30 protein-coding genes and 1 pseudogene are annotated in these 26,887 nt (G+C 69.3%); 16 read left to right on the forward strand and 15 right to left on the reverse strand.

Annotation, left to right across the window (positions count from 1 at the left end; genetic code table 11):
- Positions 1 to 843 (reverse strand): hypothetical protein, encoded by an 843-nt coding sequence (locus F0344_RS10470; RefSeq protein ID WP_185298522.1) that lies wholly within the window; start codon positions 841 to 843, stop codon positions 1 to 3.
- 156 nt (positions 844 to 999) lie between these two features.
- On the opposite strand from F0344_RS10470, the gene F0344_RS10475 reads away from it, so the two are divergent.
- Positions 1,000 to 1,857, forward strand: a complete 858-nt coding sequence (locus F0344_RS10475; RefSeq protein ID WP_185298523.1) for a DUF4097 family beta strand repeat-containing protein — start codon at positions 1,000 to 1,002, stop codon at positions 1,855 to 1,857.
- Position 1,858: 1 nt separating this feature from the next.
- Complete coding sequence (locus tag F0344_RS10480) at positions 1,859 to 2,899, forward strand: PadR family transcriptional regulator (RefSeq protein ID WP_185298524.1); 1,041 nt, start codon at positions 1,859 to 1,861, stop codon at positions 2,897 to 2,899.
- Positions 2,900 to 3,014: 115 nt separating this feature from the next.
- Here the strand turns inward: F0344_RS10480 and F0344_RS10485 are convergent, their stop codons facing one another.
- The 4 genes from F0344_RS10485 to F0344_RS10500 all read right to left on the reverse strand — a co-directional run bounded on the left by F0344_RS10485 (position 3,015) and on the right by F0344_RS10500 (position 6,339).
- Positions 3,015 to 3,593 (reverse strand): Clp protease N-terminal domain-containing protein, encoded by a 579-nt coding sequence (locus F0344_RS10485; protein ID WP_185298525.1) that lies wholly within the window; start codon positions 3,591 to 3,593, stop codon positions 3,015 to 3,017.
- On the reverse strand, positions 3,593 to 3,802 hold the full coding sequence (locus F0344_RS10490) for a helix-turn-helix domain-containing protein (protein ID WP_185298526.1): 210 nt from the start codon (positions 3,800 to 3,802) through the stop codon (positions 3,593 to 3,595). The genes F0344_RS10485 and F0344_RS10490 overlap by 1 nt, the downstream gene beginning before the upstream one ends.
- A gap of 67 nt (positions 3,803 to 3,869) precedes the next feature.
- On the reverse strand, positions 3,870 to 4,832 hold the full coding sequence (locus F0344_RS10495) for a zinc-binding dehydrogenase (protein ID WP_185298527.1): 963 nt from the start codon (positions 4,830 to 4,832) through the stop codon (positions 3,870 to 3,872).
- A gap of 247 nt (positions 4,833 to 5,079) precedes the next feature.
- On the reverse strand, positions 5,080 to 6,339 hold the full coding sequence (locus tag F0344_RS10500; protein ID WP_185298528.1) for an NAD(P)-dependent malic enzyme: 1,260 nt from the start codon (positions 6,337 to 6,339) through the stop codon (positions 5,080 to 5,082).
- Positions 6,340 to 6,862: 523 nt separating this feature from the next.
- On the opposite strand from F0344_RS10500, the gene F0344_RS10505 reads away from it, so the two are divergent.
- From F0344_RS10505 to F0344_RS10515, 3 genes are read left to right on the forward strand one after another with little or no spacing between them, the layout of a single operon-like run.
- On the forward strand, positions 6,863 to 7,816 hold the full coding sequence (locus F0344_RS10505; protein WP_185298529.1) for an ABC transporter substrate-binding protein: 954 nt from the start codon (positions 6,863 to 6,865) through the stop codon (positions 7,814 to 7,816).
- Positions 7,817 to 7,844: 28 nt separating this feature from the next.
- Positions 7,845 to 8,795: an amino acid ABC transporter permease gene (locus F0344_RS10510; protein WP_185298530.1), complete on the forward strand. Its 951-nt coding sequence runs from the start codon at positions 7,845 to 7,847 to the stop codon at positions 8,793 to 8,795.
- On the forward strand, positions 8,792 to 9,553 hold the full coding sequence (locus F0344_RS10515) for an amino acid ABC transporter ATP-binding protein (protein ID WP_308460937.1): 762 nt from the start codon (positions 8,792 to 8,794) through the stop codon (positions 9,551 to 9,553). Before F0344_RS10510 ends, F0344_RS10515 begins: the two co-directional genes overlap by 4 nt.
- 211 nt (positions 9,554 to 9,764) lie before the next feature.
- Here F0344_RS10515 and F0344_RS10520 read toward each other — a convergent pair.
- Together F0344_RS10520 and F0344_RS10525 are read right to left on the reverse strand one after the other, a co-directional pair.
- A pseudogene (locus tag F0344_RS10520) lies at positions 9,765 to 9,890 on the reverse strand (SigE family RNA polymerase sigma factor); the annotation flags it as partial.
- Positions 9,891 to 10,026: 136 nt separating this feature from the next.
- Complete coding sequence (locus F0344_RS10525) at positions 10,027 to 10,788, reverse strand: class I SAM-dependent methyltransferase (protein WP_185298531.1); 762 nt, start codon at positions 10,786 to 10,788, stop codon at positions 10,027 to 10,029.
- 106 nt (positions 10,789 to 10,894) lie between these two features.
- On the opposite strand from F0344_RS10525, the gene F0344_RS10530 reads away from it, so the two are divergent.
- Positions 10,895 to 11,524: a CGNR zinc finger domain-containing protein gene (locus F0344_RS10530; protein WP_185298532.1), complete on the forward strand. Its 630-nt coding sequence runs from the start codon at positions 10,895 to 10,897 to the stop codon at positions 11,522 to 11,524.
- Here the strand turns inward: F0344_RS10530 and sodX are convergent.
- The gene (sodX, locus tag F0344_RS10535) at positions 11,428 to 11,859 is read right to left on the reverse strand and encodes a nickel-type superoxide dismutase maturation protease (RefSeq protein ID WP_185298533.1); all 432 of its coding nucleotides are present in this window, start codon (positions 11,857 to 11,859) and stop codon (positions 11,428 to 11,430) included. The genes F0344_RS10530 and sodX overlap by 97 nt on opposite strands.
- Positions 11,860 to 12,040: 181 nt before the next feature.
- Between sodX and sodN the strand changes: the two genes are divergently transcribed.
- Positions 12,041 to 12,436, forward strand: a complete 396-nt coding sequence (gene sodN / locus F0344_RS10540) for a superoxide dismutase, Ni (RefSeq protein WP_185298534.1) — start codon at positions 12,041 to 12,043, stop codon at positions 12,434 to 12,436.
- A gap of 7 nt (positions 12,437 to 12,443) precedes the next feature.
- Here the strand turns inward: sodN and F0344_RS10545 are convergent, their stop codons facing one another.
- Together F0344_RS10545 and F0344_RS10550 are read right to left on the reverse strand one after the other, a co-directional pair.
- The gene (locus F0344_RS10545; RefSeq protein WP_185298535.1) at positions 12,444 to 13,598 is read right to left on the reverse strand and encodes a tyrosine-type recombinase/integrase; all 1,155 of its coding nucleotides are present in this window, start codon (positions 13,596 to 13,598) and stop codon (positions 12,444 to 12,446) included.
- Positions 13,599 to 13,622: 24 nt separating this feature from the next.
- Entirely contained in the window at positions 13,623 to 14,123 is a 501-nt protein-coding gene (locus F0344_RS10550; RefSeq protein ID WP_100561490.1) for a helix-turn-helix transcriptional regulator, read from the reverse strand.
- A 120-nt stretch (positions 14,124 to 14,243) separates the two neighbouring features.
- Between F0344_RS10550 and F0344_RS10555 the strand changes: the two genes are divergently transcribed.
- The 4 genes from F0344_RS10555 to F0344_RS10570 all read left to right on the forward strand — a co-directional run bounded on the left by F0344_RS10555 (position 14,244) and on the right by F0344_RS10570 (position 18,603).
- Positions 14,244 to 14,438 (forward strand): helix-turn-helix transcriptional regulator, encoded by a 195-nt coding sequence (locus F0344_RS10555; protein WP_185298536.1) that lies wholly within the window; start codon positions 14,244 to 14,246, stop codon positions 14,436 to 14,438.
- 148 nt (positions 14,439 to 14,586) lie between these two features.
- Entirely contained in the window at positions 14,587 to 16,026 is a 1,440-nt protein-coding gene (locus tag F0344_RS10560) for a DUF3631 domain-containing protein (RefSeq protein WP_258049839.1), read from the forward strand.
- Between the two features lie 314 nt (positions 16,027 to 16,340).
- Positions 16,341 to 16,916: a hypothetical protein gene (locus F0344_RS10565; RefSeq protein ID WP_185302614.1), complete on the forward strand. Its 576-nt coding sequence runs from the start codon at positions 16,341 to 16,343 to the stop codon at positions 16,914 to 16,916.
- Positions 16,906 to 18,603 (forward strand): relaxase/mobilization nuclease domain-containing protein, encoded by a 1,698-nt coding sequence (locus F0344_RS10570; RefSeq protein WP_185298537.1) that lies wholly within the window; start codon positions 16,906 to 16,908, stop codon positions 18,601 to 18,603. The genes F0344_RS10565 and F0344_RS10570 overlap by 11 nt, the downstream gene beginning before the upstream one ends.
- A gap of 167 nt (positions 18,604 to 18,770) precedes the next feature.
- On the opposite strand, the gene F0344_RS10575 is transcribed toward F0344_RS10570, so the two are convergent.
- Positions 18,771 to 19,466 (reverse strand): hypothetical protein, encoded by a 696-nt coding sequence (locus tag F0344_RS10575; RefSeq protein WP_185298538.1) that lies wholly within the window; start codon positions 19,464 to 19,466, stop codon positions 18,771 to 18,773.
- 165 nt (positions 19,467 to 19,631) lie between these two features.
- Between F0344_RS10575 and F0344_RS10580 the strand changes: the two genes are divergently transcribed.
- Positions 19,632 to 20,147: a DUF2716 domain-containing protein gene (locus tag F0344_RS10580; protein ID WP_185298539.1), complete on the forward strand. Its 516-nt coding sequence runs from the start codon at positions 19,632 to 19,634 to the stop codon at positions 20,145 to 20,147.
- 91 nt (positions 20,148 to 20,238) lie between these two features.
- Here F0344_RS10580 and F0344_RS10585 read toward each other — a convergent pair whose 3' ends face one another.
- The 4 genes from F0344_RS10585 to F0344_RS10600 all read right to left on the reverse strand — a co-directional run bounded on the left by F0344_RS10585 (position 20,239) and on the right by F0344_RS10600 (position 23,233).
- Complete coding sequence (locus F0344_RS10585) at positions 20,239 to 20,784, reverse strand: HAD domain-containing protein (protein ID WP_185298540.1); 546 nt, start codon at positions 20,782 to 20,784, stop codon at positions 20,239 to 20,241.
- Positions 20,785 to 20,799: 15 nt separating this feature from the next.
- Positions 20,800 to 21,492, reverse strand: a complete 693-nt coding sequence (locus F0344_RS10590; RefSeq protein WP_185298541.1) for an SAM-dependent methyltransferase — start codon at positions 21,490 to 21,492, stop codon at positions 20,800 to 20,802.
- Positions 21,493 to 22,404, reverse strand: a complete 912-nt coding sequence (locus tag F0344_RS10595; RefSeq protein WP_185298542.1) for a phosphotransferase — start codon at positions 22,402 to 22,404, stop codon at positions 21,493 to 21,495.
- 79 nt (positions 22,405 to 22,483) lie between these two features.
- Entirely contained in the window at positions 22,484 to 23,233 is a 750-nt protein-coding gene (locus F0344_RS10600) for a hypothetical protein (RefSeq protein WP_185298543.1), read from the reverse strand.
- A 194-nt stretch (positions 23,234 to 23,427) separates the two neighbouring features.
- Here F0344_RS10600 and F0344_RS10605 point away from each other — a divergent pair, with 194 nt between their 5' ends.
- The 4 genes from F0344_RS10605 to F0344_RS10620 all read left to right on the forward strand — a co-directional run bounded on the left by F0344_RS10605 (position 23,428) and on the right by F0344_RS10620 (position 26,851).
- Positions 23,428 to 24,783, forward strand: coding sequence for a tetratricopeptide repeat protein (locus F0344_RS10605; protein ID WP_185298544.1), 1,356 nt, complete (start codon positions 23,428 to 23,430; stop codon positions 24,781 to 24,783).
- A 1-nt stretch (position 24,784) separates the two neighbouring features.
- The gene (locus F0344_RS10610; protein WP_185298545.1) at positions 24,785 to 25,315 is read left to right on the forward strand and encodes an NUDIX domain-containing protein; all 531 of its coding nucleotides are present in this window, start codon (positions 24,785 to 24,787) and stop codon (positions 25,313 to 25,315) included.
- A 368-nt stretch (positions 25,316 to 25,683) separates the two neighbouring features.
- The gene (locus tag F0344_RS35650; protein ID WP_258049840.1) at positions 25,684 to 26,145 is read left to right on the forward strand and encodes a S1 RNA-binding domain-containing protein; all 462 of its coding nucleotides are present in this window, start codon (positions 25,684 to 25,686) and stop codon (positions 26,143 to 26,145) included.
- Positions 26,146 to 26,263: 118 nt separating this feature from the next.
- Complete coding sequence (locus F0344_RS10620) at positions 26,264 to 26,851, forward strand: immunity 21 family protein (RefSeq protein WP_185298546.1); 588 nt, start codon at positions 26,264 to 26,266, stop codon at positions 26,849 to 26,851.
- Positions 26,852 to 26,887: the final 36 nt, after the last annotated feature.

Genomic DNA, 26,887 nt, shown 5'->3' on the forward strand with positions numbered 1-26,887 from the left:
TCAGAGCGTGTCGAAACCCTCCGCTTCGTCCCTGATCCGGTTGTAGGCGAGCCCCAGCGCCCCCTGCGCCAGCAGCACCGCGCCCGCCACGAGCCAGCCGCCGCTGCGCCGCCTGGCGCCCACCAGCAGGAGCGGGACACCCATGACGAGCTGGGCGGCGGCGATCGTACGGGCTCGGGGGCCACGGACCCACGGGCCGAGACTTCCGCTCTCGACCGCGTCGAGTTCGACACGTACGGCATCGCGCCAGCCGGCCCACTCGATCCGTTCCGCATCGTGCTGGGCACCGGCTGCGGCGAGCAGCCGGTCGGCGGGTTCACCGGGGCCGAGTCCGGCCGGGAGCGCCACTCCGGTACGGGAGAGAACGGCGAGCAGTCCGCGCAGCCGGGCACCGGCGTCCGCGTCGGGGTCCGGGAGGGTCAGCGCCTCCAGCGCCTGGACGTCCAGGACGGGGTCGAGGCCGAGGCGGAGCGCGAAGGTGCGCATGGCCTCGTCCTCGCCGACGGGGGTGCCGTCGGCGAGCCAGACGTAGCCGACGGGGCGGCGGAATCCGGCCGCGAGGGTGTAGCCGGCCCGGTCGCCGTCCCACCACAGCGCGAGAACCGGCCAGGTGGAACCCACCGCGAGCGCGGCGGCCCAGCCGCCCGCCACCCGGTCCACGGGCTCTCGCCCGTCCCCGCCCGGCCCCTCACCCGTCCAGGGCTTCCCTTCCGGTACGAGCACGCTCCACCCGCCCCCGGCGTGCGCGAGGACCATCGGCTCGCGCAGCAGGTGCGCCGGTGGCCGTACGGCCTCGGGGACGGCCCGGCACAGCAGCAGCGCTCCCACGGGTGTCGCGTTCATGTCTCACACGCTAGGGCAGTTTGTCCTCGCATGGCGCGCTTTGGCAGACCATTCCGCCCACCTGGCCAGCCTTGACTTCTCCGATCCGCGATATATCGTGTTCCCCAAGAGACGCGATATGTTGCGTCATCCCGCACCCGACGGAAGGTCAGATCCATGCCGGTGTCGACGTGGGCCATCGCCGAGCCCCGGAAGCTCACCTTCGACGACCCGGTGACGGCGCTGCGTGTGCGCATCGTCAACGGCACGGTCAACGTGGTGGGCACGGAGGAACAGCACGCCCGCCTGGAGATCACGGACGTCGAGGGCCCGCCGCTCGTCGTGACCCAGCAGGACGGCGTCCTCACGGTCGCCTATGAGGACCTGACCTGGAAGGGCCTGCTCTCATGGCTCGATCCGAAGAGCCGCGGGCGCCGCGCGGTCGTCTCGCTCGCCGTGCCGGCCGGCTCCTCCGTCGAGGTCGGAGTCGTCGGCGCCGGAGCGGTCGTCTCCGGCATCCGGGGGCGCACGGAGGTGCGCGGGGTCACCGGCGACACCACCCTCGTCGGCCTCTCCGGCTCCGTCCACGGGGAAACGGTCTCCGGCAGTCTGGAGGCCCAGGCCGTCACCGGCGACCTCCGCTTCCACTCCGTGTCCGGTGATCTGACGGTCGTCGACGGCGCCGGGAGTTCCGTACGCGCCGAATCGGTCAGCGGGGACATGGTCCTGGATCTCGATCCGTCCGGGGAGCCCACCGACATCCGGCTGGCCACGGTCTCCGGTGAGATCGCCGTCCGGCTGCCGCACCCCGCCGACGCGAAGGTCGAGGCGAACACCACGAGCGGCGCCCTGTCCAACGCCTTCGAGGATCTGCGGGTCAGCGGCATGTGGGGCGCCAAGAAGATCACCGGAACGCTGGGCGCGGGCACGGGAACGCTGCGCGCGACGACCGTCTCCGGCGCGATCGCCCTGCTGCGCCGACCACCGGCCGAGGACGGCCCGTACGACTTCGAGCCCACCGGAAAGGTGCTCTGACATGGCTCCCGTATTCGCCCATGGCCGCCTGCGTCTCTACCTGCTCAAGCTGCTGGACGAAGCACCCCGCCACGGCTACGAGGTGATCCGGCTCCTGGAGGAACGCTTCCAGGGCCTGTACGCGCCCTCCGCCGGCACCGTCTACCCGCGTCTCGCCAAGCTGGAGGCGGAGGGCCTGGTCACCCATGCCACGGAGGGCGGCCGCAAGGTCTACTCGATCACCGACGCCGGACGCGCCGAACTGGCGGGCCGCAGCGGCGAACTGGCCGATCTGGAGCTGGAGATCCGCGAGTCGGTCGCCGAACTGGCGGCGGAGATCCGCGACGACGTGCGCGGGGCCGCGGGCAGGCTGCGCAGCGACATGTGGGCGGCGGCCTCCGAGTCGCGTCACACCACGGACCCCAAGGGCGGCGGGGCACCCGGGCCCGCCGGCTTCGGCGACCTCGGCGATCTCGGCAACAGCGAGGCGTGGCGACTGGCGAAGGAAGAACTGCGCAAGGCCAAGCAGGAGTGGAAGGAGCAGGCCCGCCGCGCGAAGGACGAGTCGCGGCGCGCCCGCGAGGACGCCCAGCAGGCCCGCCGCCAGGCCAAGGAGGCCCACGAGAAGGCGAGTGAGCAGATGCAGAACGCCGCACGCCAGGTCCAGGAGCACTTCGCCCGGGGCGACTGGCCCACAGGCGTACGGGAAGGACTTGCGGAGATCACCGCCCAGCTGGGCAACTTCGCCCGCACCGGCAACCGGCCCGCCGCCTCCCCCACCACCTCCGAGCCGGACACCGCGGCCCCCGGGACCGCGGCCCCCGAGGCGCCCGGAGCCGACCCGGACTGGGGCAAGGACGCCACGGGCACGGGCGAACCGGCCCGCGACCTGGACCGCCTGCTGGACCGCTTCCGCGACGAGATCCGCGACGCGGCCCGGGACCGGGGTGTCACGGACGACCAGGTCACCGAAGCCCGAGGCCATCTGTCGACGGCCGCGACCCTCATCGGTGACCTGCTGCGCCACCCGGGAGCGGACGACAGCACCGGCAAGGAGCTCTGACCCTCCGCGGTCCGGCAGCCCCGACGCCGTGGCTGCCGGACCGCGGATCAGGACCCTGACCCGCGCACCCCTCGGCCGGCCCGGGCGCACGCACCGGCCGGCCGGTTACCACCCTTCAGCCCGCTTGCGCGTGCCCCTCGCCCCCGGTCCCGGTCCCGTACATGGCCCGCTCCACGGTCGCGTACGTCGCCCCGTGTTCCGCGAGGACGTCCGCGACGACGCTGGGGCGGGCGGTGAGTGCCAGCAGGAGGTGCTCCTCGCCGATGAAGCGGTCGCCGCGGCCCAGTGCCACCCGGAGAGAGTTCTCCACGACGCTCTTCGCGCCGGCCGTGAAGGGCCGGTGCCCCGACCACCACCGCCGGCTCTTACGGTCACCGGCCATGGCGCCCTCGCCGTGCGCCCCCTCGACACGGGCGACGATCTCGCCGACATCGATCCCGATACCGGCGAGCGCTTCCGTATCGGCCCTGGTCAGACCCCCACGGCGCCGGGCGTCGGCGAGCGCCGCCTCCACCGAGGCGCGGCGGTCCGTGAGACCGAGTGCACCGGCGGCGAAGGAGGCCCGGCTCCCCTCCTGGTCCAGCAGCGCCAACAGCAGGTGCTCTTCGGTGACCCGGTCGGCCCCGAGCCGCTCGGCATGCGTCACGGCACCGGTCACGGCGGCACGCGCACCCTTGGTGAATCGCTCGAACATCAAAGCCTCCCGTGCTTCTTGTGGACGGCCTGCCGGCTCACGCCCAGCTCGGCCGCGATCTCCTGCCACGACCAGCCCTGCGTGCGGGCACTTCTCACCTGTACGGCTTCCAACTGCTCGAGCAGCCGCCGCAGCGCGGCGACGGCCCGCAACCCGACACGCGGGTCACGGTCGCCGGCACTCGCGGCAAGCTCCGTTGCTTCGGTCATGACGTCAACTTACGTTGACATCATGGAGGGTGTCAACCGTCATTGACAGAAGTGGACGGGGTGCCGGTCAGGAGGTCAGCACGATCTTCCCGAACTGGTCACCGGAGGCGAGCCGTTCGAACCCCTCCCGGGCCCGGTCGAGCGGCAGCACCTCGTCGATGACGGGCCGGACCCCGGTGGCCGCGCAGAACGCGAGCAGGCTCTCCAGCTCCTCCTTCGAGCCCATCGTCGAGCCGACGACCTTCAGCTCCAGGAAGAAGATCCGGGTCAGTTCGGCATGCGCGGGCCGGTCACCGCTCGTGGCGCCGGAGATCACCAGGGTCCCGCCGGGCCGCAGGGACTTCACCGAGTGCGACCAGGTCGCGGCGCCCACCGTCTCGATGACGGCGTCGACGCGGTGCGGGAGCCGGGCACCGGACTCGAACGCCTCGACGGCCCCGAGCTCGACGGCCCGCCTGCGCCTGGCCTCGTCCCGGCTGGTGGCGTAGACGCGGAGCCCGGCCGCCTTCCCGAGGATGATCGCCGCGGTGGCGACACCACCGCCCGCACCCTGGACGAGTACGGAGTCGCCGGGACGTACTCCGGCGTTGGTGAAGAGCATCCGGTACGCGGTGAGCCAGGCGGTCGGCAGACAGGCGGCCTCCTCGAAGGAGAGCTCCCTGGGCTTCGCCAGGACGTTCCAGGACGGGACGGTGACGCGCTCGGCGAAGGTGCCCTGGTACCGCTCGGTGAGGATGGAGCGCGACTCGTTCGCCCCGACTCCGTGCCCGGTCTGGCCGATGACGGAGTGCAGGACGACCTCGTTGCCGTCCTGGTCGACACCGGCGGCGTCGCAGCCGAGGATCATCGGCAGCTTGTCCTCGGCGAGGCCGACGCCCCGCAGGGACCAGAGGTCGTGGTGGTTGAGGGAGGCGGCCCTGACATCGACGGTGGTCCAGCCGGGACGCGCCTCGGGCGCGGGGCGTTCACCCAGCTCGAGTCCGTTGAGTGGCTGGTCGCGGTCGATACGTGCGGCGTAGGCGGCGAACATGGCCCTGACGATAGGACGGAGCGGTTCGCGGCGTAACCGCATGGCTGTGTGACACACACCAAACACGGTCGCCCCGGCCACCACACCACCGTCGGCGCCTCCGGCGTTCGGGGGACGCGGGGCCGGGGCGAAGGGCCGGGGCACGGGGGCCCCGGACACGGGAAAAGGGGCGGGGCGGGAACAGGACCGCCGCGGGCAACCGCCCACCGCACCCGCTCACACCCCGCCCCGCCCCGCAGGCGCTACCTCAGCGCCGCGCCACACCCTCGGCCCGGGCGGCGGCCGCGACCGCCGCGGTCACCGCGGGCGCCACCCGCTCGTCGAACGGCGACGGGATCACGTAGTCCGCCGCGAGCTCGTCGCCCACGACATCCGCCAGCGCGTTCGCCGCCGCGATCTTCATGCCCTCGGTGATCCGGGAGGCCCGGACCTGGAGCGCGCCCGCGAAGATGCCGGGGAAGGCCAGCACGTTGTTGATCTGGTTGGGGTAGTCCGAACGCCCGGTCGCCACGACGGCCGCGTACTTGTGCGCGATGTCGGGGTGGACCTCGGGCGTCGGGTTGGCCATCGCGAAGACGTACGCACCGGGAGCCATCGAGGCGATGGCCGGCTCGGGCACCGTGCCGCCGGAGACGCCGATGAAGACGTCGGCGCCGGCCAGCGCCCTGTCCAGGGACCCGGAGATGCCCGCCTTGTTGGTGATCTCCGCCAGCTCGCGCTTCACGTCCGTCAGGTCCTCGCGGTCCCTGCTGACGATGCCCTTGCGGTCGGCAACGGCGACGTCACCGATACCCGCCTCCAGCAGGAACTTGGCGATGGCCACCCCGGCGGCGCCGGCGCCGGAGATGACACCGCGCAGATCACCCAGGGTCCGGCCGGAGAGCTTCGCGGCGTTGCGCAGGGCCGCGAGCGTCACGACGGCGGTGCCGTGCTGGTCGTCGTGGAAGACCGGGATGTCCAGCCGCTCCTGGAGCTTGCGCTCGATCTCGAAGCAGCGGGGCGCGGAGATGTCCTCCAGGTTGATCCCGCCGAAGGACGGCGCGAGCCGCACCACGGTCTCCACGATCTCGTCCGCGTCCGTCGTGGCGAGCGCGATCGGGACCGCGTCGACACCACCGAACTGCTTGAACAGGATCGCCTTGCCCTCCATCACCGGGAGGGACGCCTCGGGACCGATGTCCCCGAGACCGAGAACCGCGGTCCCGTCCGTCACGACCGCCACGACCTGCGACTTCCAGGTGTAGTCGTTGACGAGTTCCGGGTTCGCGGCGATGGCGCTGCACACCTTGGCCACGCCGGGCGTGTAGGCCAGGGACAGGTCGTCCTTGTCGCGCATGGGGACGGTGGCCTGGATGGCCATCTTGCCGCCGCGGTGCAGGGCGAACGCCGGATCGAAGAACTCGTCCGGGGTGCCGGTCAGGCTGCCCGTACCGCTGATGCCGTTGTCCGCACTGGCCGCACCGTGCGTCTTGCTGTCGCTGCGAGGATTGACGATCTCCGCTGCCATGGTATTGACCCCTTAAGTCTTCATCGTTTGAGGGTGGCCACTCCTGGTTGAGGAGGGGTGGGCGGGGACCGCGTACGTTCCTGGTATCGAGCGGGTGGCCCGCTCCGCCAGGGGAGCTACATACGCGCGGGCGCGCCGCACACGCGCCCTGAGCCCCGGATGAGGGGTGTAAACGTCTTTCTTACCGGATGAAGCGCACCTCGGACGAGTCGGCATCGACGCGGTGACATGACTCATAGTCGAATATCGTGACAAGTCCACTCAGCGGCATAAACGTCGTCCAGTAGTCGAGACACGCCGGAGATTCTCCGGTCGTAAGGCCGAATTTCAACAGAAGGTCCGGCCTTGATGTACCGGCCTGTTGAGGTACGGGGGTGACCCGTTATCTGATTTTGACATGCGCGGCACCCTGAATGGGCTAGTCCGAATGGCAAGATGCCTGAATCACACCAGGTGTCTACTCCCGACAGGGCGTTCGCATCCCAGTTGGCAGCTCACCCTCACCACGCCGGAGGACTCCACCATGACCGCTAGCACCACCCGTCGCCCGACCGCCAAGTCCCGGATTGCAGCGGTCAGCGCCATCGCGGTCGCCGGCGCCCTGCTGCTGACCGCGTGCGGCGACCAGACCGACAACGGCACGAAGAACGAGTCGTCCGCGTCGAAGGACGCCCCGCTCGCCGATCTCCTGCCCAAGGAGATCAAGGACAAGGGCGTCATCAAGGTCGGTTCGGACATCGCGTACCCGCCGGTCGAGTTCAAGGACAAGTCCGGCAAGACCGTCGGCATCGACCCCGACCTCGGCGCCGCACTGGGCAAGCAGCTCGGCGTGGACTTCAAGTTCGAGAACGGCACCTTCGACACGCTGATCACAGGTCTGCGCTCGAAGCGTTACGACCTCGCGATGTCGGCCATGACGGACACCAAGGACCGCCAGAACGGCGTCGACTCGGAGACCGGCAAGAAGGTCGGCGAGGGCGTCGACTTCGTCGACTACTTCACCGCCGGTGTCTCGATCTACACCAAGAAGGGCGACACCCAGGGCATCAGCAACTGGGCCGACCTCTGCGGCAAGAAGCTCGCCGTCCAGCGCGGCACGATCTCGCACGACCTCGCCAAGTCCGAGACGAAGAAGTGCACGGGCGGCAAGAAGATCGCCTTCGAGGCGTTCGACACCGACCTGGAGGCCCAGACCCGCCTGCGCGGCGGCGGTGCCGACGCCGCGTCCTCCGACTTCCCGGTCGCCGCGTACGCGGTGAAGACCTCCGGTGGCGGCAAGGACTTCGAGATCGTCGGCGACCAGGTCGAGGCGGCCCCGTACGGCATCGCCGTCGCCAAGGGCAACGACGAGCTCACCAAGGCCGTCCAGGCGGCCCTCGACGCCATCATCGACAACGGCGAGTACGGGAAGATCATCGCCAAGTGGGGCGTCGAGGCCGGCGCCGTCACCGAGGCCAAGATCAACGGCGGCTCCTGATCCGGACCGGCGCTGAAAGGCATCACCTGTGACTGACCTGAAGAAGACGGGGGCGGCCGACGAGCCGCCCACGCCCCCCACCCCCGCAGGCGGACCGGAGGCCATCAAGGCCATTCCGGTCCGGCACTACGGCCGCTACCTCTCCGCGGCGATCGCGCTCGGCGCGTTCGCGGCGATCGTCTACGCCTTCTCCCAGGGCCAGATCAACTGGGACGCGATCCCGGACTACTTCTTCGACGACCGCATCATCAACGGTGTCGGGCAGACCCTGCTGCTGACCGTCCTGTCGATGGCGATCGGCGTGGTCGGCGGCATCCTGCTGGCCGTCATGCGCCTGTCGAAGAACCCGGTGACCTCGTCGATCGCCTGGTTCTACATCTGGTTCTTCCGCGGCACCCCGGTCCTGGTCCAGCTCTTCGTCTGGTTCAACCTGGGCCTGGTCTTCGAGTACGTCAACCTCGGGCCCGTCTACAAGGACGAGTGGTCGTCCTTCATGACGCCGCTGCTGACCGCGCTGCTCGGCCTGGGTCTGAACGAGGCCGCCTACATGGCCGAGATCTGCCGGGCGGGTCTGCTCTCGGTCGACGAGGGCCAGACCGAGGCGTCGCAGGCGCTGGGCATGAGCCACAGCAAGACGCTGCGCCGCATCGTGGTCCCGCAGGCGATGCGCGTGATCGTGCCGCCGACGGGCAACGAAGTCATCAACATGCTCAAGACGACCTCGCTGGTCGCCGCCGTACAGTTCACGGAACTCTTCCGGTACGCCCAGGACATCGGGCAGACGTCCGGCGCACCGGTCGAGATGTACTTCCTGGCCGCGGCCTGGTACTTGATCATGACATCGGTGCTCAGCGTCGGCCAGTACTACCTGGAGCGGTACTACGCACGGGGTTCCAGCCGGACCCTGCCGCCGACACCGCTGCAGAGGATCCGGGCCAACCTCCTGACCGTGGGCCGCCCGAAGGGAGCCAAGGCATGACCGCCATGGTGAAGGCCGAGGGCGTACACAAGTCCTTCGGCGCCGCGCACATCCTCAAGGGCATCGACCTGGAGGTGGCCAAGGGCGAGGTGTTCTGCCTCATCGGCCCCTCCGGATCCGGCAAGTCGACCTTCCTCCGGTGCATCAACCACCTGGAGCAGGTCAGCGCCGGCCGGTTGTACGTCGACGGCGAACTCGTCGGCTACCGCCAGAAGGGCGACAAGCTCTACGAGCTCAAGGACAGCGAAGTCGCTGTGAAGCGCCGTGACATCGGCATGGTCTTCCAGCGCTTCAACCTGTTCCCCCACATGACGGCGATGGAAAACGTCATGGAGGCACCGGTCCAGGTCAAGGGCGAGTCGAGGTCGGTCGCCCGCGAACGCGCCATCAGCCTGCTGGACCGGGTCGGTCTCTCGGACAAGGCGAAGAACTACCCGTCCCAGCTCTCCGGCGGACAGCAGCAGCGGGTGGCCATCGCCCGCGCGCTGGCCATGGAGCCGAAGCTGATGCTCTTCGACGAGCCGACGTCCGCCCTCGACCCGGAGCTGGTCGGCGACGTCCTGGACGTCATGCGCGGTCTGGCCGAGGAGGGCATGACGATGATCGTCGTCACGCACGAGATGGGCTTCGCGCGCGAGGTCGGCGATGCGCTGGTCTTCATGGACGACGGCGTGGTGGTCGAGTCCGGCCACCCGCGCGACGTGCTGACGAACCCGCAGCACGACCGGACGAAGTCGTTCCTGTCGAAGGTGCTGTAGCCGCTGCGGCGCTATGGGAAGGGGCGGTACGGACCTGGGGTCCGTACCGCCCCTTCCCGTACCTCCGCTACTTCTTCGCCACCGGCTCCGGGCGCAGCAGCAGTGCGCGCAGTCGCTCACGGCTGAGCGGCGGGGCCGTGCGGAGCGGCCCCTGCGAACGGTCGCTCTCGAAGCCGGTGCTGTCGCGCACGGCCGGCATCGTGCCGCCCGTCAGCGCGAGCCGGACCAGGTCCTCGGCCTCGTGCCGGTCGCCGCACAGCAGATGGACGCTGCGGAACAGCGCCGTACTTCTGCTCTCGACGTAGGCGTGCAGCGCGGCATCGTCGTCGATCCGCATTCCCCGCCCCTCTCCGGGCCCGCGGGTGTGGACCCTCTTGCCCTTCCGGTGCGCCGGGGTGCCTGGCGGGTTGCGGTGCCGCGGAACGAAAAGGGGGCGGTATGGACCGCAGTCCCCACCGCCCCGCCTCCGCGTACTACTTGACCGCCAGCACCAGACTGTCCGACGGCGAGGCCCAGACCGTACGCGCCTCGGCGAAGCCCGCCTCGCGCAGCGTGCGGGCGTGCCACTCGGCGGACGGCATGTCGCCGTCGGCGTGCTCACCGTAGATCTCGAACCGCTCGGCGGTCGGCGCGGCGAGCACCGGGTCCTTGGCGGCGAGGGCCCACCAGTCCGCCCAGTCCAGGACCCCCTCGGCCTTGGCGCGGTCCATCCCGGCGTGCCGGTGGGCGCGTTCGGCCGCGTTGATACGCGGGGTGTCGGCGTCGATCATCCGGTCGGCGTTCATGAACAAACCGCCGTCCCGCACGAGTTGGCCGATGTGCCCGTACAGTGCGGCCAGCGGCTCGCTGTGCAGCCAGTGCAGCGCGGTGGCGGTCAGGACGGCGTCGTACGAGTCGAAGGGCAGCCGCTCCGCCCAGGAGCGATCCTTCAGATCGGCGGTGACGAAGGTGACCCGGCCGTCGCCCTCGAAGGTGCCGCGGGCGATCGCGAGCAGCGCCGGGTCGAGGTCGACTCCCGTACTGGTCGCCTTCGGGAACCGCTTGAGGAGCCGGTCCGTGATACTTCCCGTACCGCAGGCCAGATCGAGAACGCGCGGCTCGGACCCCACCACGGCCTCGACCATGTCGAGCATCACCCGGAACCGCTCCTCGCGGTCCGGCATGTACCACTCCTGCTGGCGGTCCCAGCTCGCCTGCCATGCCGGCCAGTCGGCGCCCGTCACTGTTTCCGTCACCTGAACCTCCACGTCGTACTCTTCACATCCGTAATACCCAATTACGGAAACCACCCATTACACTGGTCAATGCATCGACCTTAGACCGACGCCGTAAGGACTACAAGTGGAATTGGCCTATTACTCGGACTATGCCGTGCGTCTGGTCAACACCGAGGAGCCGGCCCGCAACAAGGACGCCCTCACCTCGGTCGATGCCGTCCGGGAGCTCTTCGGCGCCAATGCGCAGGCCGCGCGGCGGGCGACCGACGCGGACGTGACACGGTTCCGGTCGGTACGGGCGAGGCTGCGCGCGGTCTTCCAGGCGGCGGACGGCGGCGACGAGACGCTCGCGGTCGACCTGCTCAACTCACTGCTCCTGGAATTCCCGGTGAGCCCGCAGATCTCCGGACACGACACCAGGGACGAGGACGGCAAGCCGGACTGGCACATGCATCTGGCCGACCACCCCTCGAACGCGACGGCCGGATACGCCGCCATCGCGGTGATGGGCCTGGCCTTCCACCTCACCTCGAACGGGGTGGACCGGCTCGGCCTGTGCGAGGCGGCACCGTGCCGCAACGCCTACCTGGACACCTCGACCAACCGCTCACGGCGCTACTGCTCGGACCGCTGCGCGACCCGGGCCAATGTGGCCGCCTACCGGGCCCGCAAGCGCCTGGAGACGGAACGGTCGGCGGAGACGAGCCTCAGCGCGGACGCCGCCCAGCCCAGCCGGCCGAACACCGTCCTCTGATCCCGCTTCGGCGGCCGGTAGCGCGCCCGCACCCGGGCGAGCACCAGTTCCTCGGGCACGGTCCCGTAATCCGTACTGTCCCCACCCGCGAACGTGTTGTCCCCGAGCACCCACCAGCCGCCCCGGCGGCGCTCGGCGGCACGCTTCACGACCAGCAGATCCTGCTGGAAGGGGTGCCGCAGGATCACCACGTCCCCGGGGCGTACGGGCGCCCCGAACTGCACGAGCAGCCAGTCCCCGTGGTAGAGGGTGGGCACCATCGAGGGCCCCGTCACCTCCACCACCTGGAACCGTGCGCGCGTCGGCCACCCACGCCCCTGCCTCAGCCCCGGCATCTCCCTGCCACCTCCTGGTCCGTCCTCCAGTACACGCCACCCATGACGCCCCGTACTTCCGGCCACTGGTCCCATCCTCACCCTGGACTTTTGGCCTAAGCCCATGGGGGCACCCGCAAAAAGCCGGGCCTTACGGAGTAATGTCCCACCTGAGAAGACGATCACGAGGAAGGACAGCTCCATGCTTTCCCGCCTGTTTGCCCCCAAGGTGAAGGTCAGCGCACACTGCGACCTGCCCTGCGGTGTGTACGACCCGGCCCAGGCCCGCATCGAGGCGGAGTCCGTCAAGGCCGTCCAGGAGAAGTACCAGGCCAACGAGGACGCGGACTTCCGCACGCGCGCCGTTCTGATCAAGGAACAGCGCGCCGAGCTCGCGAAGCACCACGTCTCGGTGCTCTGGAGCGACTACTTCAAGCCCCCGCACTTCGAGAAGTACCCGGAGCTGCACCAGCTGGTCAACGACACCCTGAAGGCGCTCTCCGCGGCCAAGGGCTCGAACGACCCGGCGACGGGCCAGAAGGCTCTGGACCTGATTGCCCAGATCGACGCCATCTTCTGGGAGACCAAGAAGGCTTGATCTCTGGTTAGGCCGTCTGACCTGCGGTTTCGCTGGTCACATCGCCTACCGGTCCGCACCCGGTCCGCAGGCCGCCGAGAACGGCGTCCATAACGGTCCGGGTGCGGTCTTCTTCGCCCGGCCAAAGGTGCGCGTAGATCCGCAGCGTGATGACGGCGGACGCGTGGCCGAGGACCATCTGGACCTGCTTGACGCTCGCCCCGCCCGCGATGAGCGCGGAGGCGTAGAAGTGCCGCAGGTCGTGGGTCACCAGGTGCGGCAGCTCGACGGACTTGCGGCCCTCGCGCCCGGCCGCCTCGTTCTCCGCCGCTTGGAGCGCCTTGCGGGCACAGTTCCACTCGGCCTTCCACCGTCGGTAGTTCAGCGGCTCCCCCTCCTCCATCGTGAACAGCCACTCCGTGGAGGGGCGCGCGGCGAGGTGCCCGAGGAGCGCGTCTGTGACGACCTCTCCCACCGGAACCGTCCGCCGGGACTTGGCGGTCTTCGGCGGACCGATCTTCCCCGACTGCAGCCTCTGCCGCTCCACGCGGATGCTGCCGGCCTTGAAGTCGATGTCCGCCACCTTGAGGCCGAGCAACTCCCCTATCCGCAGACCTGATCCGGCGAGCGTGACGACGGCCGCGCGGATATACGGCGGCATCACGCGCGCCATGGCCTCGACCTGGGCGACGGTGGGCGGGGTGACCTCCTCGTCCGGAATGACCGGGAGGGTGATCCGGCGGCACGGACTGGAGGCGATGACCTTGTCGTCCACGGCCGCCGTCATGAGACGTACGAGGACGTCATAGACGTTTCGCACACTGCCGGGGGCGAGCTGATCGGACAGGTGCTTGAAGAGCACCTGTATGTCATTGCGGCGTATCGCCGCCAGTGAGCGCGCACCCAACGCCGGTACAAGGTGGAGCCGCAGCGCATTGTCCGTGATGCGCTCACCCGCCTCGCTGGCGATGAGCGAGCCCTGCCACCTCTCGGCGTATTTAGCGAAGGTGATGCGACCGGCGCGCGGGTCGACGTACTGACCGGTGACCACGCTGGCCGTGACCTCGTCGAGCCAGCGCTGGGCGTCGAGCTTCCGGTCGAAGTGGCGGGCGTGCTCCTTGCCGTCGAGGTCGCGGTAGCGGGCCCGCCATTTACCGTTGGGCCGCTTCTGGACGTTCGCCAAGTGACTTCTCCTTCGTGCTGGTTGTCAGTAGTGACCCCCGTCCTCGATGTCGCCGCTGAGGACACGGGCGTCTCGCTCGTCTCCCATGAGGCGGAGGCATTGCTCGTGGATCGCCCGCGAGCTGTCCGGGTGTGCCTTGATGTGGCCGGCGACGGCGACCACAGCACGGTGCAGACGATCGCGGGCGTCACGGGTTTCGTAGAACGCTTCGACGGCTTCCTGAACGAGCCGTCGGCTGTCGACGTCGAGCCCTTCGAGGGGCGGTGACATCAGCTCTTCGAGGGGGAGCTCGAAGACGCGGGAGAAGGCGAGCGCTTCGTCGAGGTTGATCCGCCTGCGGGGTGATCCGTTCTCGATGCGCCAGACAGCCGTCTGGTTCATCTTCACGCCCGCTCTGGTCACCCGCTCGGCCAGCTCGGTCGTGCTCCAGCCTCTGACCTCGCGCTCCAGGGCCACGCGGCCCGCCACGTTGCCTTCGCTGTAGAGCAGCGGCACTTCGCCGCCCTCGGCCTTCTCGCTTGCCATCGAACCTCCATCACGACCGTCGCTATCCAAATTGAAACATGGGCTTCCCGGTTTGGCTAACCGCCGATCATGAGGTACTGATTATGCAGATCGAATCACCACCTAGCCGAATGGGAACGCATGCGATACCTGACCACCGCCGAGGTCGCCGAGCGCTACCGCACCGCCGAGAGCACCGTCCGCTACTGGCGCCAGCTCAAGAAGGGGCCGCGCGGCATCAAGGTCGGCAAGCGGGTGCTCTACCCCGAGGCCGAACTTCTGCGCTATGAGGGCGCGCTGATCAACGGCGAGCACGAGTGGGGCCTGGCCTCATGAGCCGCCGCCGCCCCGCCCGGACACAGGAACGGCCCCCGGCGCGCCAACGCCGAGGGCCGGGAATTCCCCTGCACATCGCCCATTCCTGAACGATCGAACCGGTGGGGGCGAGACCTTGCCGTCTCGCCCCCACCCGAGAGGAACAGCTATGGGAGACCCTACGTCCCCCGCCGCCTCGAACACATCCGGTGTTGTCTGGCCGCCCATCGCAGTCCCGGGCCAGGGCCTGCCTCGTGACCGGGAAGCACGCCCCGCCGTCGGAGGCCCGGCCACCGATGCTCCGCACCGGAGCACGCGCGATTCGCGACCTGGCAAGGTCAGTGCCCCGACGACCGCGTCGGGCAGCGCAGGCGATCCTGCTCCAGGCGGACCAGAACCCCATGACGGCGGCGGGGCGGCAGGCGAAGGCACCGGGCTGCTGGACGACCTCCGCACGGCGATCGGGCGGTACGTGGTGCTGCCGAGCGACGAGGCCCTGACCGCCGTCACCCTCTGGGTCGCGGCCTCCCACATCCAGCCCGGCCTCCAGCACGCGCCACGGCTGGCGGTGGTCGGGCCGACCAAGGGGTGCGGCAAGTCCCGTCTCCTGGACGTTCTCTACGAGACCGTCCACCAGCCGATGATGACGGTGAACACCTCCCCCGCCGTCGTCTTCCGCGTCATCGGCAAGAACCCGCCGACGCTGCTGGTGGACGAGGCCGACACCATCTTCGGCCCCAAGGCAGGCGACAAGGAGGACCTGCGCGGCCTGCTGAACGCCGGGCACCAGCGCAACCGGCCCGCCTGGCGGATCTCCGGGCCGGAGCACAAGCCGACCGCGTTCCCCACCTTCGCCATGGCGGCGCTGGCCGGCATCGGCGACCTGCCGGACACGATCATGGACCGCGCGATCGTCATCCGCATGCAGAAGCGCAAGCCGGGCGAGCGGATCACCCCATTCCGCTCCCGGTACTCCGTCCCGGAACTGCACGCGCTTCGCGACCGGCTGGCCGACTGGCTGGTCCCGCTGCGCGGCACCGTCGCGGGTGCGGTGCCGAAGATGCCCGTCGAGGACCGCGCCGCCGACACATGGGAGCCGCTCGTCATCGTCGCCGATCTCGCCGGCGGGCACTGGCCAGCGCGGGCACGTGCCGCCTGCCTGGCGATGACGCGCAACGAGGTGGTCCAGGACGAGCAGACGACGCTGAAGACCCGGCTGCTGCGTGACATCCGCCGTGTCTTCGATCAGGAAGGCGGCAGGGAGGCTCTGCGCAGTCAGGACCTGCTCGCCGTGCTGATCCAGGACGCCGAGGCACCGTGGGCGGAGTACGGCACGAAGGGTCTGAACGCGTACCACTTGGCGAATCTGCTGCGCGACTTCGGCATCAGCCCGGCCAACCAACGGTTCGAGAACGGCAGGCAGGCCAAGGCGTACGCCCGTAACCAGTTCGTGGACGCCTGGGCCCGCTACTGCCCTGCCCCCGCCGCATCGGTACCCACCGCCGAGATCACGGCACGTCCGGCCCAGGGCAGGCCACCCGCCCCTCCGTCCGGGACGCTGCCCACCGGCCCGCCGGGAGGGCCCGCAGGGCCCAGGCCCACTCGCTGACACCAGGTCCGCATCAATCCGTCGCATCCGTCCCCGCGCAGGTCAGCGCGGGGACGGATCTCCTCGCCGTTACGGATCACTCCGTACCTGCGGCTCTCTCCGTACCTGTGCTGACCAGCCACGCGACGGATGCGACGGATGCGACGAAGCCCCACCCCCACGACTGACGGAGCACCACCATGCCCGAATCGAATGCCCACGACACCACCTCCCGCCGCCGCAGGAAACTGTTCAGCCTCACCCGACGACCAGCAGCAAGCTGGAGCGAACGAGCCTCTAACGAGGCTTCGTCCGCGCTTGCCCCCGCCCCAGGGGTGGCGGAGGACAAGGCCGAGCGCCAGGGGGCACCCGAGCCGGAGGAGGGGGCGGCCGGGGACTCTCGCCGGCCCGCAGCCGACCCCGTAGTTCCTCGCAATCCGCCGGCAGCCGATGTCCCGCTGCTCGTCGAGCAGCCGTCCTGGCGGGATATCGACGCGCCCGTCCTGCCCGCGCAGATGAACCGCAAGCGCACCGTCGAGAAGCGCGACCAGGAGAAGACCATCCGCTTCACGCGCACCGCGGTCCAGGTGATCAGCGCCGCTGCTCACCAGCGCGGTCAGAGGTTCGCCGGATTCGTCGGAGACGCCGCCCTGGCTGTTGCCCAGGGCAAAGCGGGGATGGTCGGCAGTCCGGAGGACGATCCTCTGCGCCCGCTGATCGAGGCCGTAGAGGCGCACACGGTCGCGCTGAACCGCATCGGCGGCAACCTCAACCAGATCACCGCAGCCATCAACCGAGGAACCGTGCCCGAGCGCGCCGAGGCGGTTCTGGACCGCGTCGAGCAAGCAGCACAGAACAGCTTCCACCTCATCGACCAGCTCTTGGCGGACGGCACGGCTCATGGTTCCTGACGTCTCCACCGGCTCCGACAGCCGCGGACTGATCGCCTACCTCTTCGGCCCCGGCCGCCGCGACGAGCACACCAGCCCCCACATCGTCGCCGCCTGGGACATGGCCGGCGCTCCCGACCCCGGCCACGACCCGGCAGTCACCTACTCCCAGCTCGCCAAGCGCCTCGACCACCACGTCGACCTACGCACCCGCGAGCTGGGCGGGAAGAAGCCAGCGCAGCACGTCTGGCACTGCCCGGTCCGCACCGCCCCCGGTGACCGCTACCTCACCGACGCCGAGTGGGCCGACGTCGCCCGCCGCGTCGTGCACGCCACAGGCATCGCCCCCGACGGCGACGAAAAGGCATGCCGATGGATCGCGGTCCGCCACGCCGACGACCACATCCACATCATGGCGACCACCGTCCGCGCCGACGGACGCCGCCCACGCACCCACCAGGACGGCCGACGGGCACAAGCGGAGTGCCGCAGGATCGAAACCGAGTTCGGCCTGCGCCGCCTGAAGTCCGGTGACCTCACGGCTCCCCGTACCCCCACCGGCGCCGAACGCGCCAAGGCCGAGCGTCAAGGCCAGACGATCACGGCACGACAGTGGCTGCGCGAGCGGGCCTACGCGGTCGCCGCCGCCGTACACACCGAGGCCGACTACTTCACCGTGCTCCAATCCCTCGGCATCAAGGTCAAGACACGCCTCGGCCCCGAGAGCGGCGACGTGATCGGCTACAGCCTCGCCGCGCCCAGCGACATCAACAGCGCCGGCGAACCCGTCTGGTACGGCGGCTCCAAGCTCGCCCCCGACCTCTCCATCAACCGCCTCCGCGAACGCCTGCCCGACCAGGAGGTGACCGACCGGCCCCGGTTCGCGGCAGATCCCGCCGAGCCGTGGCAGCACACCATCATGGCGATACGCACGGCACGCACCGTCCTCGACTCCGACGACGACGCTGCTGCCCAGGCCCACCTCGCTGCCTTCGGCGACGCCCTCTACAACATCGCCAGCGCCACACCCGGCCCGCACCGAGCAGAGCTACGCGCAGCGGCCACGGCGTTCAACCGAGCCCGCCGATCCGCCACCCGCGCGGACCACCAGGCCGCCACCTCCCTTCGCCAAGCCGCCAAGGAACTCGCCTACGCCTCCAACGAACCGGGCGGACTAGCCATCGCCCTACTCTTCGCCACCGTGCACCTGGCCCGCGCCGCCGCCACGTGGCACGAACAGCGCGGCCACGAACAGCAGGCCGCTGCGGCCGAGGAAGCCTTCCGCCACCTCCAGGCGGGCTACCAGCAGGCCGCCGCACCCGCCTTGGCGGAGCTCGCCCATCGCGCACCACGAGCCGCAACCACCCGCCGCTTCGAGCAGGACGTGCGCGCGGCCCTCCCCGACCACGCCGACCGGATTCTCACCGACCCCACGTGGACCGCCCTGACCACAACCCTCGCCCAAGCCGAAACCGCTGGCCACAACCCTCGACGTGTCCTGACCGAGGTGAGCGCCCAACGAGAGCTCGACAGCGCCGAGCGCCCCGCGGAGGTCCTCACCTGGCGCATCGCCGCCCAACCGAACCGGCGGACACAAGCCGCTCGCAGGCAAAGCGCCATCAGTGGCACATCGGCCAGGTCCGCCACGCCACGCCATCCGGCTACGCCAGTGGTTAAGAGGCCCGAGGAGCGCAGTCGGCACCGTTGACCCCGGTTTCTCCCTGCCAGATTCCCGACGAAGGGACCGGCAGGCGAAGGCCGGGCACATCCCCGGGTGCGACACGTTCCCCGTGGGAACACCGGAAGTGTTCCCACGGGGAACGCCCACCCCTGAGGAGACGGAGCTTTCCGTTCAGTTCCGGATGGCGTACCAGATCAGCTGGAGGGCTGAGCGGCCTGAAGGCGCTCATAGAGGAAGGGGGCGTCGAGACGTGTGTCGATGGCACGATCGCGCACGTCGGTGAGAAGCCAGCCCAGCAGTTCGGCAGTGGCGTCGTACTCATCGTAGAAGCCCATGCGCAAGTCGGTAATCTCGAACTCCAGCATCACGTCGTCAACGAGGTCTGCCAAGTGCGCGGCGGCGGCTGGGGTATTGGTCGCGGTCCATGTGTTCAGCCAAGGACGCAGGCTGTTGGTGGCCACGGTGATGGCGCTGAGGCAATCCCTGACGGGCACGGGGCTGGGATGGGTATGCCGCGTGCTCTGCCACCAAGCGGACCAGACGTCCCGCAGGGCCTCGGCCAAGGGCACGTCCCAGGTGGCCCAGCCCGCGTGGATCAGGCGGGAGGCGATGAGCTCCTCGTCGATGTGGAGCCGGCCGGTGACGAGTAGGCGAATGATGCGCGGGACGAGGTGACGATAGAGACGAGGAAAATCTTCCCAATGATCAGGCGTCTTTGCGGCAACCGAGGAAACCAGGTCGTCGCCTATGAGATGCAGCGGGCCGGAGAGTTCGGCGAAGTCGCGCTCGCCGTAGCAGTACGTGCATCCTGTGACGAGGAAGGGACCTTCTGAGGCGAAGGCGTGGTCCAGGGCATCGAGAGCTGTCATGAGCTGCTCAGAGCAAGACATGAAGACCTGCCGGGGGACTCCGTCCGGGTGACCGGCGAAGATCGCAGGCTATCAGGCCGTCCCCCGCCTATCACGGAATACCTTGATGGCCCGAGTCGAGGGAAGCGAAGGTCCGTGAAGGATCCATCTCCGATCCTCACACGGGCGACTCGATAGGGTCGGGCCATGATGGCGAGCCCCGTGGTCGAGCTACTTGAGACCGAGTACCGGCGCGTTTGGGACCGCTTCTACGACGATTTCACGTTCCGGCCGAGTACGAGTTCTCTCAAGTGGCCGGCCATCAAGGAGCCCGTCGCATCGGTTACCTGGAGCCTTGCCGCGCTTGACGACCCTGAATACGAGCGGTTGGACCGCTTGGTCGAGGTGGTCGAGCAGGGGCTGAAGTCCTGCATGGGCCCGAGCGGAACACTGCTCGCGCTCGACTGGCAGCACACGTCGTATCGCTTCGCACCGCTGGGCGTCGGTGGCCCGGGGCAGCCGGCCTGGCCTTTGAGCCCCTATCCCGATGGGGATTACTACATCTACCTCTCGGAAGACTTCCGGACGGGCAGTTTTGGGCACCCCTGGGAACAGTCGCTCTGTCTGTTCGGTCAGGAATTCCTCGACGCCGCATCCGCGGAGGTGGAGAAGCTCCTCGGCCAGCCGATCCGTAGGTCCGGCAGGGCAGTCGGCACCGCCTGAGTCGGGTTCCGACTTCACAGGCACCCAGAGAGTCAGACCCCACAGCGCATCCTGATGCCCTCGCTGCTCGCGGTAGTGAGGGCATCAGTCGTCAAACGGCGCGGGCTGTGGGTAACTGCGCGACCCACTTCGTCACCTCGGTCAGATGCTCGGGCTGCAGCCCGAGCTGCGGGTCGGGCTGAACGATCAGGGTCGGCGTTCCCCTGGCGGTACGCTCCGCCGCCCAGGCGCAGTCGAGGCTGGTGAAGTCGTCGTCGATCCAGACGGCGGGAGCGTCTGCCAGCCAGACCTCGACGTGGTCGCGTTTCCAGAGGTAGCCGTCGGGGTGACTGGTAGTGATCTGGGGGCGAGGCAGGTCGAGGTAGGGGAAGTCGGGCAGCCCCAGGAGAGGACCGATGATCGTGGTGGCGTCCCTGCGCCAGCTCGTGCACCACACGGGGGTGACGAGTCCGCTGGTCAGGAGGTCGGCGAGAAGGACGCCATGGCTCGGGTCGAGCCAGATGGGCACGGGGTCGTCTGGGTGCCGGCCGGTGGGCAGGACGGTGTGGCGGATGTGGGTGGGCGGGGTGCTGCCGTCGGCGGCCGGGAACGGTATGAGGACGCCGTCGATATCGAGGAGCAGGTAGGGCAGGGGCATCGTTTCCTCCATCGGTCAGCGTTTGCGGGCGGTGATCAGGAGGGTGGTGGGCCACGGGTCGCGGCGCGGGTGCCGCAGCTCCACCGTCGAGGTGACGCGCAGGCCCGCCCGGGAGAGGTGGGACCCCCAGCGGTGGGCGTCGAACTCCCATCGGGCGAGGGGCAGTCGGGTGCGGTCGGGCATGGTGACGTAGTCCTCGCGCGGACGGTCGTCCGTGGATGGATGTCTTCCGGCCCGTGCCGGGTGAGGGACTGAGAAGGCCAGGACACCGCCAGGCTTCAGGCGTCGTGAAACGGCGGTGAGGAGGAGCTCGGGGGCGACGAGGCCGACGGCGCCGAAGACGGAGTAGATCGCGTCGAAGGTCCGGCCGGTGGCCTGCAGGTGGTGCAGTGCGTGGCCGGCAGCGAATGTGGCGCCGTCAATGTGGCCGTAGTGGGAGCGGGCGCGGCGTACCTGGAGGCCGACCAGGTCCACGCCGGTGACGCGGGCCTGGTGGTGCTTCGCGAGGTGGGCCACGTTGTGGCCGGGGCCGCAGCCCAGCTCCAGGACGCGCTTGCCGCAGAGGTCCCGTCCCAAAATCTCGGCGCCAGGACCGATGCCGGCGTGGGTGCTCCATTCCATCCGGGCAGGCGCGGTGAGGGCGTGCGCGGGGGCAGCGGCTGTGCGCTGGGCTGCGTGGGCGTACCAAGGGCTGACCTGGGCGAGCACCTAGACCTCCAGGAGTTGGACCACATCGCCCAGGTGGCGGCGGACGACGGGAATGTACGCGGGGTCCTTGGCCGGATCGTCGATCCAGCGAATGGCCTGCTCCATGAACCACTCCACGGCCCACATGCGGTGCCAGCCCAGGGCCCATGCCCCTGCGGCCAGGCCGCCCCGCGCGGCGAGGGCGTCTTGATGGCCGCCTGCGGTGACGTACTGCTCCAGGAACACCCGCATGCGGAAGGGGCTCGGCACGTCGGTGGTGCCGTGGTACGAGGCGAGGTCGATCAGGCCGGGCCCGGTGAAGGCGCGCGCGAAGTCGATGAGGCGCCAGCCGTTCTCCCCGATGTGGACGCTCGTGGGGTGGAACTCGGAGTGCACCCAGCCGAACGGGTCGAGCGTCGCACCCTGGACACGGGCCTCGGCCGCGGCGGAGATCTTCCCCAGCGCGGTCTCGATGTCATCGCAGTCCGTCCATCGGTCGGCCTTCCGCAGCCGCTGCAGGTGATCGAGGGCTCGGCCGGGCAGAGCTGCGAGACCCGCCCCATCGAGGAGCGGCAGGCCACCCGCCGGGCGGGCGGCATGGAGCATGACGGCGGCGGCGATACCGTCGAGGTCGTCGGCTTCCCGTACAGGGGTGCCGAGGTCGTCCATGAGCATCCCGAGCCACTTGTCCTGCATCGCGGTGGCGTGGAGGGCAGGGACCGGGAGCCCGCGTTGGTATGCAGCCCGCAGGGCCTGGGCCTCGCGGTCGAAAGGCTCCTTGGCGTACTTGAAAACAGCTGTGGTGCCGTCGGAGAAGGTTACGCGTTCGACGCCGGACATACCCCAGACACGAATCTCGGCACGTTCGGGGAGGGGCTTGCCGACGAGGGTGCACAGGTCGTCCAGCAGGGTGGCGGACAGGCTCTGGTCCATGAGGGTCTCCAGGGGACTGGTGGGCTCCGGGGCGGGCGCGCGCGAGCTGGCCCGCCCCGGAGCCGTACTGGGGGCGGGGTTACTCGGCTGCGGTCACGCGGTGGGCGTAGACCTGCTCGATCCAGCCCACCTTGAACTCGGCCAGGTCATCACGGAAGTTGGCCATCGAGGCACCGTAGGGCGCGACGACGCCGCCGGACTGGTCCGGCACGGACTGGCAGCCGTGCACGAGCCTGCCGCCGAGCGCGGCGTGAGCCTTGATCGACTCGATCCGGCGGTGCTCGTTGAACCAGCCGCCGTGGTAGACCTCGTCCAGCATTCCGCCCGTCGCGTCGTCCAGGTCGAAGACAACGGACGTGGCGGCGGGGAAGAACCAGCACGGGCCGACGTTGGAGATGTGCCCGTCCAGCTCGACCTTGTTGAGCGCCATCAGCGTGGCCGCCTCGCGCAGCATGCGCAGGTGGTCAGCGGTGACCTGCGGGAGACCGAGGCCGGCCAGGTGCTGCTCACGGAAGAGGTACGCGTACACCCCGTACGCCGTCGCCAGCACGCGGGCTGCCTGGGAGGTGGACTCGCTGTGGTTCTTGATGAAGTCGAGCGCGAGCTGCTCGACCGCGCTCTCGGTGGTCTCGTCCACGTCCAGGAGCTGAGTCTTGACCAGCTCCCAGTCGGCGACGAGCCAGGTGTTGGACTCGAAGCGGAAGAAGTACTCGGCCGGGTCGATGGTGATGCGCCGGCCGTCCACGTGGATGCCGGGCAGGCGGTTCCAGCGCGGGTCGAAGGCGTCGGGCAGCTCGACCGTGATGGTCGCGGTGTCGATGGTGGTCACCGTGTTCTCCGTCTCTGATCGTCCGGGCCGGAGCACAGGAATGCCCGAACCCGTTGGGGCGTACGGAACTTGGGGCCGCCCGGCCTGAGAGTGGGGCGGCTGTCGATAAGTGAACCGCCCGCTACGCAGAGTGGGTACGGTGTGACCGAGGTCAAGCGGTATACACGGTTTACGGACCCGGAGCGGAGGCGATCGTGTCGGGACCGACCAGCGCCAACTCCCGCCTGCGCGAGACGATCAACGCCGCCGGGTGCACGTACGACGCGCTCGCCAAGGACGTACGCCGCATCGCCGCCGAGAACGGCGAACTGCTCCAGACCAACAAGTCGGCCATCTCCCACTGGGTGGGCGGTGCACGTGCGCCGTCCGGCCAGGCAGGCCAGTACCTCGCCGAAGCGCTCTCCCGACGGCTGGGCCGCGTCGTCACCCGAACCGAACTCGGCCTCCACTCACCCGACACGGAGTCGCCACCGGACACCGACCCCGTCACCGCGGTCACCGACCTCGGCCGCGCGGACGTCGAACGCCGCCGCTTCCTCGCCATCGCCGCCTTCACCACGGCCGGCGTGGCCATGCCGCTCCTCCACGACCACGAAGCCACCTCTCGGATGCTCCGCGCCCGCACCGCCAGCTCCCTCGTCGGCAGCGACGACATCGACGTCGTACGACAGATCACGGCAGCCTTCAGCGCCGCCGACGAACGGCTCGGCGGCGGGCACGGCCTGACCACAGTCACCGCGTACCTCGCCGACACAGCCGCACCTATGCTCCGTGGACGCTTCCCCTCGGAACCCTTACGCCAGGCCGCCTTCGGAGCCGTCGCCGAACTTGCCTACCTCGCAGGGTGGAAGCACCACGACTTGGGCCACGAAGGGGCAGCTCAGCGCTACTACCAGGTCGGCTATCAACTCGCCTGCGAAGCCGACCCCCACGGCCATGCCGCCTGGATGATGCGTGCCCTCGCCCACCAGTCCCTCAGCCTCAAGCAACCCCACCACTGCGTGGACCTCGTAAAAGGCGCCCTCGCCCGCGGCCTCGGCCACGTCGACGGACAGACGGAAGCGCTCCTCCACATCACGCACGCCCGCGCCTACGCAGCCGTCGGCGAGAACCCGTTGGCCGCCCGCGCTCTCCTCGCCGCCGAAGACGCCCTCCTGCGCGAGGACGGGCCCCAGCCCAGTTTCTCCCGCGTAAGTGGCCCCGCAGCAGGCACCGTGGCCAGCCACACCGCACGCACGCTGACCGACCTCGCCGACCACATCGGAACGGAACAGCAGCACCGTGACGCGCTCACCCGCTGGGACCCGGAGAAGTACAAGCGCGTACACGCCCTCACCCACGCCGACCTCGGCGACAGCCTCGCCGCCCAAGCCCGAGCCGACGAAGCGGTCGCGGCCTGGACCCAGGCCCTCGTCCTCATGGAGGGCATGACCTCCGACCGCACCCGCAAGGCGATCACCTCGATCCGCTCCACCCTCGCGATCTACCAGCGCCGCCACGTCCCCGGCGCCGCAGATCTCGCCCGCCGAGCCCGCGAGGCCCTCGCCTAACATGCCCAACAACCCGCCCGACGAAGGGAACCCCGTGGCCCAGCAGACCGACAACCGCCCCCCAGCTCTCCAGCCGGCACTCGACTCGATGACCCTGCTGGTCGCGGCCGTCATCGTCCACGACAAGGCCACCAACCGCGTCGTCCTCCTCCAGCGCAGCGAGAACGCCAAGTTCGCCCAGGGCATGTGGGACCTGCCCGTCGGCAAGAGCGAACCGGGCGAGCCCATCACTGAGACGGCAGTCCGCGAGCTCTACGAGGAGACGGGCCTCACCGTGAAGCCCGAGTCCCTCAAGGTCGCCCACATCATCCACGGCGCCTGGGGCGTCGAAGCCCCCAACGGCTTCCTCACCGTCGTCTTCGCCGCCCACGACTGGACCGGCGAACCCGAAAACCGCGAACCCCGCAAGCACGCCCAGGTCCGCTGGGTCAACGCCGACGCCATCCCTGAGGAATTCGTGGAGACCACCGCCAGCGCCCTCGACCACTACCTCGGAGGCGGGCCGCAGGTCTCTCTGAACGGCTGGCGCTAGGCTCATTTCCATGCCCGATCCAGCTCCTGGCCCTCGCCTGCAAACCTTGATCAACCAGCTCCGGCCGGGCCCCGTGAGAAGGGTGGCGGTCATCGGCTTCGACGGAGCGGATGTCGTTGTGAAGCTCGTGGATGGCGAAGGAGAGAAAGCCGAGATCGGTCGGATCCCTCGGCATGAGGCTTCGATGCGTCGGGTGGAGCACCCATCCGAGCTCTTCAAGATCGGCCAAGAGGTTAACGCCGAGGAGATCGGACGTTGGGGTGAAGGTCAGCTTCATCTCTCTGCCAGGGCATGCGAGATCCCATTCTTGCGATCGTTTCTCCTCGCCAGGGAACGCGGACAGGTTGTCACCGGGGACCGTCGCGGAAGTGCACAACTTCGGGGTCTTCGTCCACCTCGACGGCGAGCCTGATGGCTTGTGCACCGGCTTCATCCGAGTGCCAGACCTGACGTGGTCTCGGATCGACCACCCCTCCGAAGCCGTCAAAGCCGGCCAGCGGATCACTGCGGAGGTGATTGTCGCCGAGACGCGATCCGGACAAGTCACCCTCTCGCTGAAAGCCCTGCAGGAAGATCCGCTCATCCGCTTCGCGGACCACGTCGGCCGCGTCGTCACAGGGCGGATCACCAAGATCATTCCCTTCGGCGTGTTTGTGCAGCTTGCTCCGGAGGTCGAAGGACTCCTTCACATCTCAGAGCTGACCGACGAGCCGGTTGAGACCCCTGACCAACTCGTCCGCGAAGGCGAGCTGATCGCAGTGAAGGTCGCCGAGGTCGACCTTCAGCGTCACCGGGTGCGGTTGTGCGCTGCTGACGGAGCGGGCAGTTAGCGCTGGCCCGCTGAGTCACGCATCGGCCGTCACGTACTGGGTTGGGCCTGAGCCGTCCAAACCGGTCGGCACGTGCCCACGGAGGGGCGCTGTCGGTGCCTGAGGGCACACTGCCGGTATGAGATCCTCCTCGTCCATCACAGCCGAGACGCCACACGCCCCCTTTGACTGGGTGGAGTCGATGGGCGGTCCCTTGATCGTGATTCCCGTCTCCGCGCTGGATGCATGGCGCGGGTGCACGGAGAGCGGGATGGTCGTGGGGGACGGGGTCGATCCGGACGACTACGACAGGGCCTGCGCGGTGGACGATCTGGCCGGCGCGATCGCCGTCGGCGAGGACGGGGTGCAGGCGCTGGTCCTGGGGGACGAGCCCGCCACGACCTGCTACATGCCTGAGCATCACGCCTTCCTCCGCTGGCTCGCCGCCGACTCTGAAACCGGGCTCAAGGCCGCGGCCGAAGCTGTCCTCGCAGATCCCGCCACCCAGTGGGAGGAGTGCGGGATGTGGATCACGGACGGTCCCGCTGTACTCATGGACTCCGCCGAAGCAGGTGCTGAACTGAACGTGGAGTATCCGGATGGTGGACTGCCTGCACAGGCAGGAGTCTCGCTGCCCCCTGGCCGCTGGAGGGTCCGCGCCGTCCACACCGAGGCCGACGAGGCGAACTGGGTTGGCCTGGTGCAGCTCTTGGCCATCGCGGACTGAGGCGTCGTCTCGTTCTCGCTGTCAATTCACTGCCGG

The sequence above is a fragment of the Streptomyces finlayi genome (genome assembly GCF_014216315.1).
Taxonomy (GTDB): domain Bacteria; phylum Actinomycetota; class Actinomycetes; order Streptomycetales; family Streptomycetaceae; genus Streptomyces; species Streptomyces finlayi_A.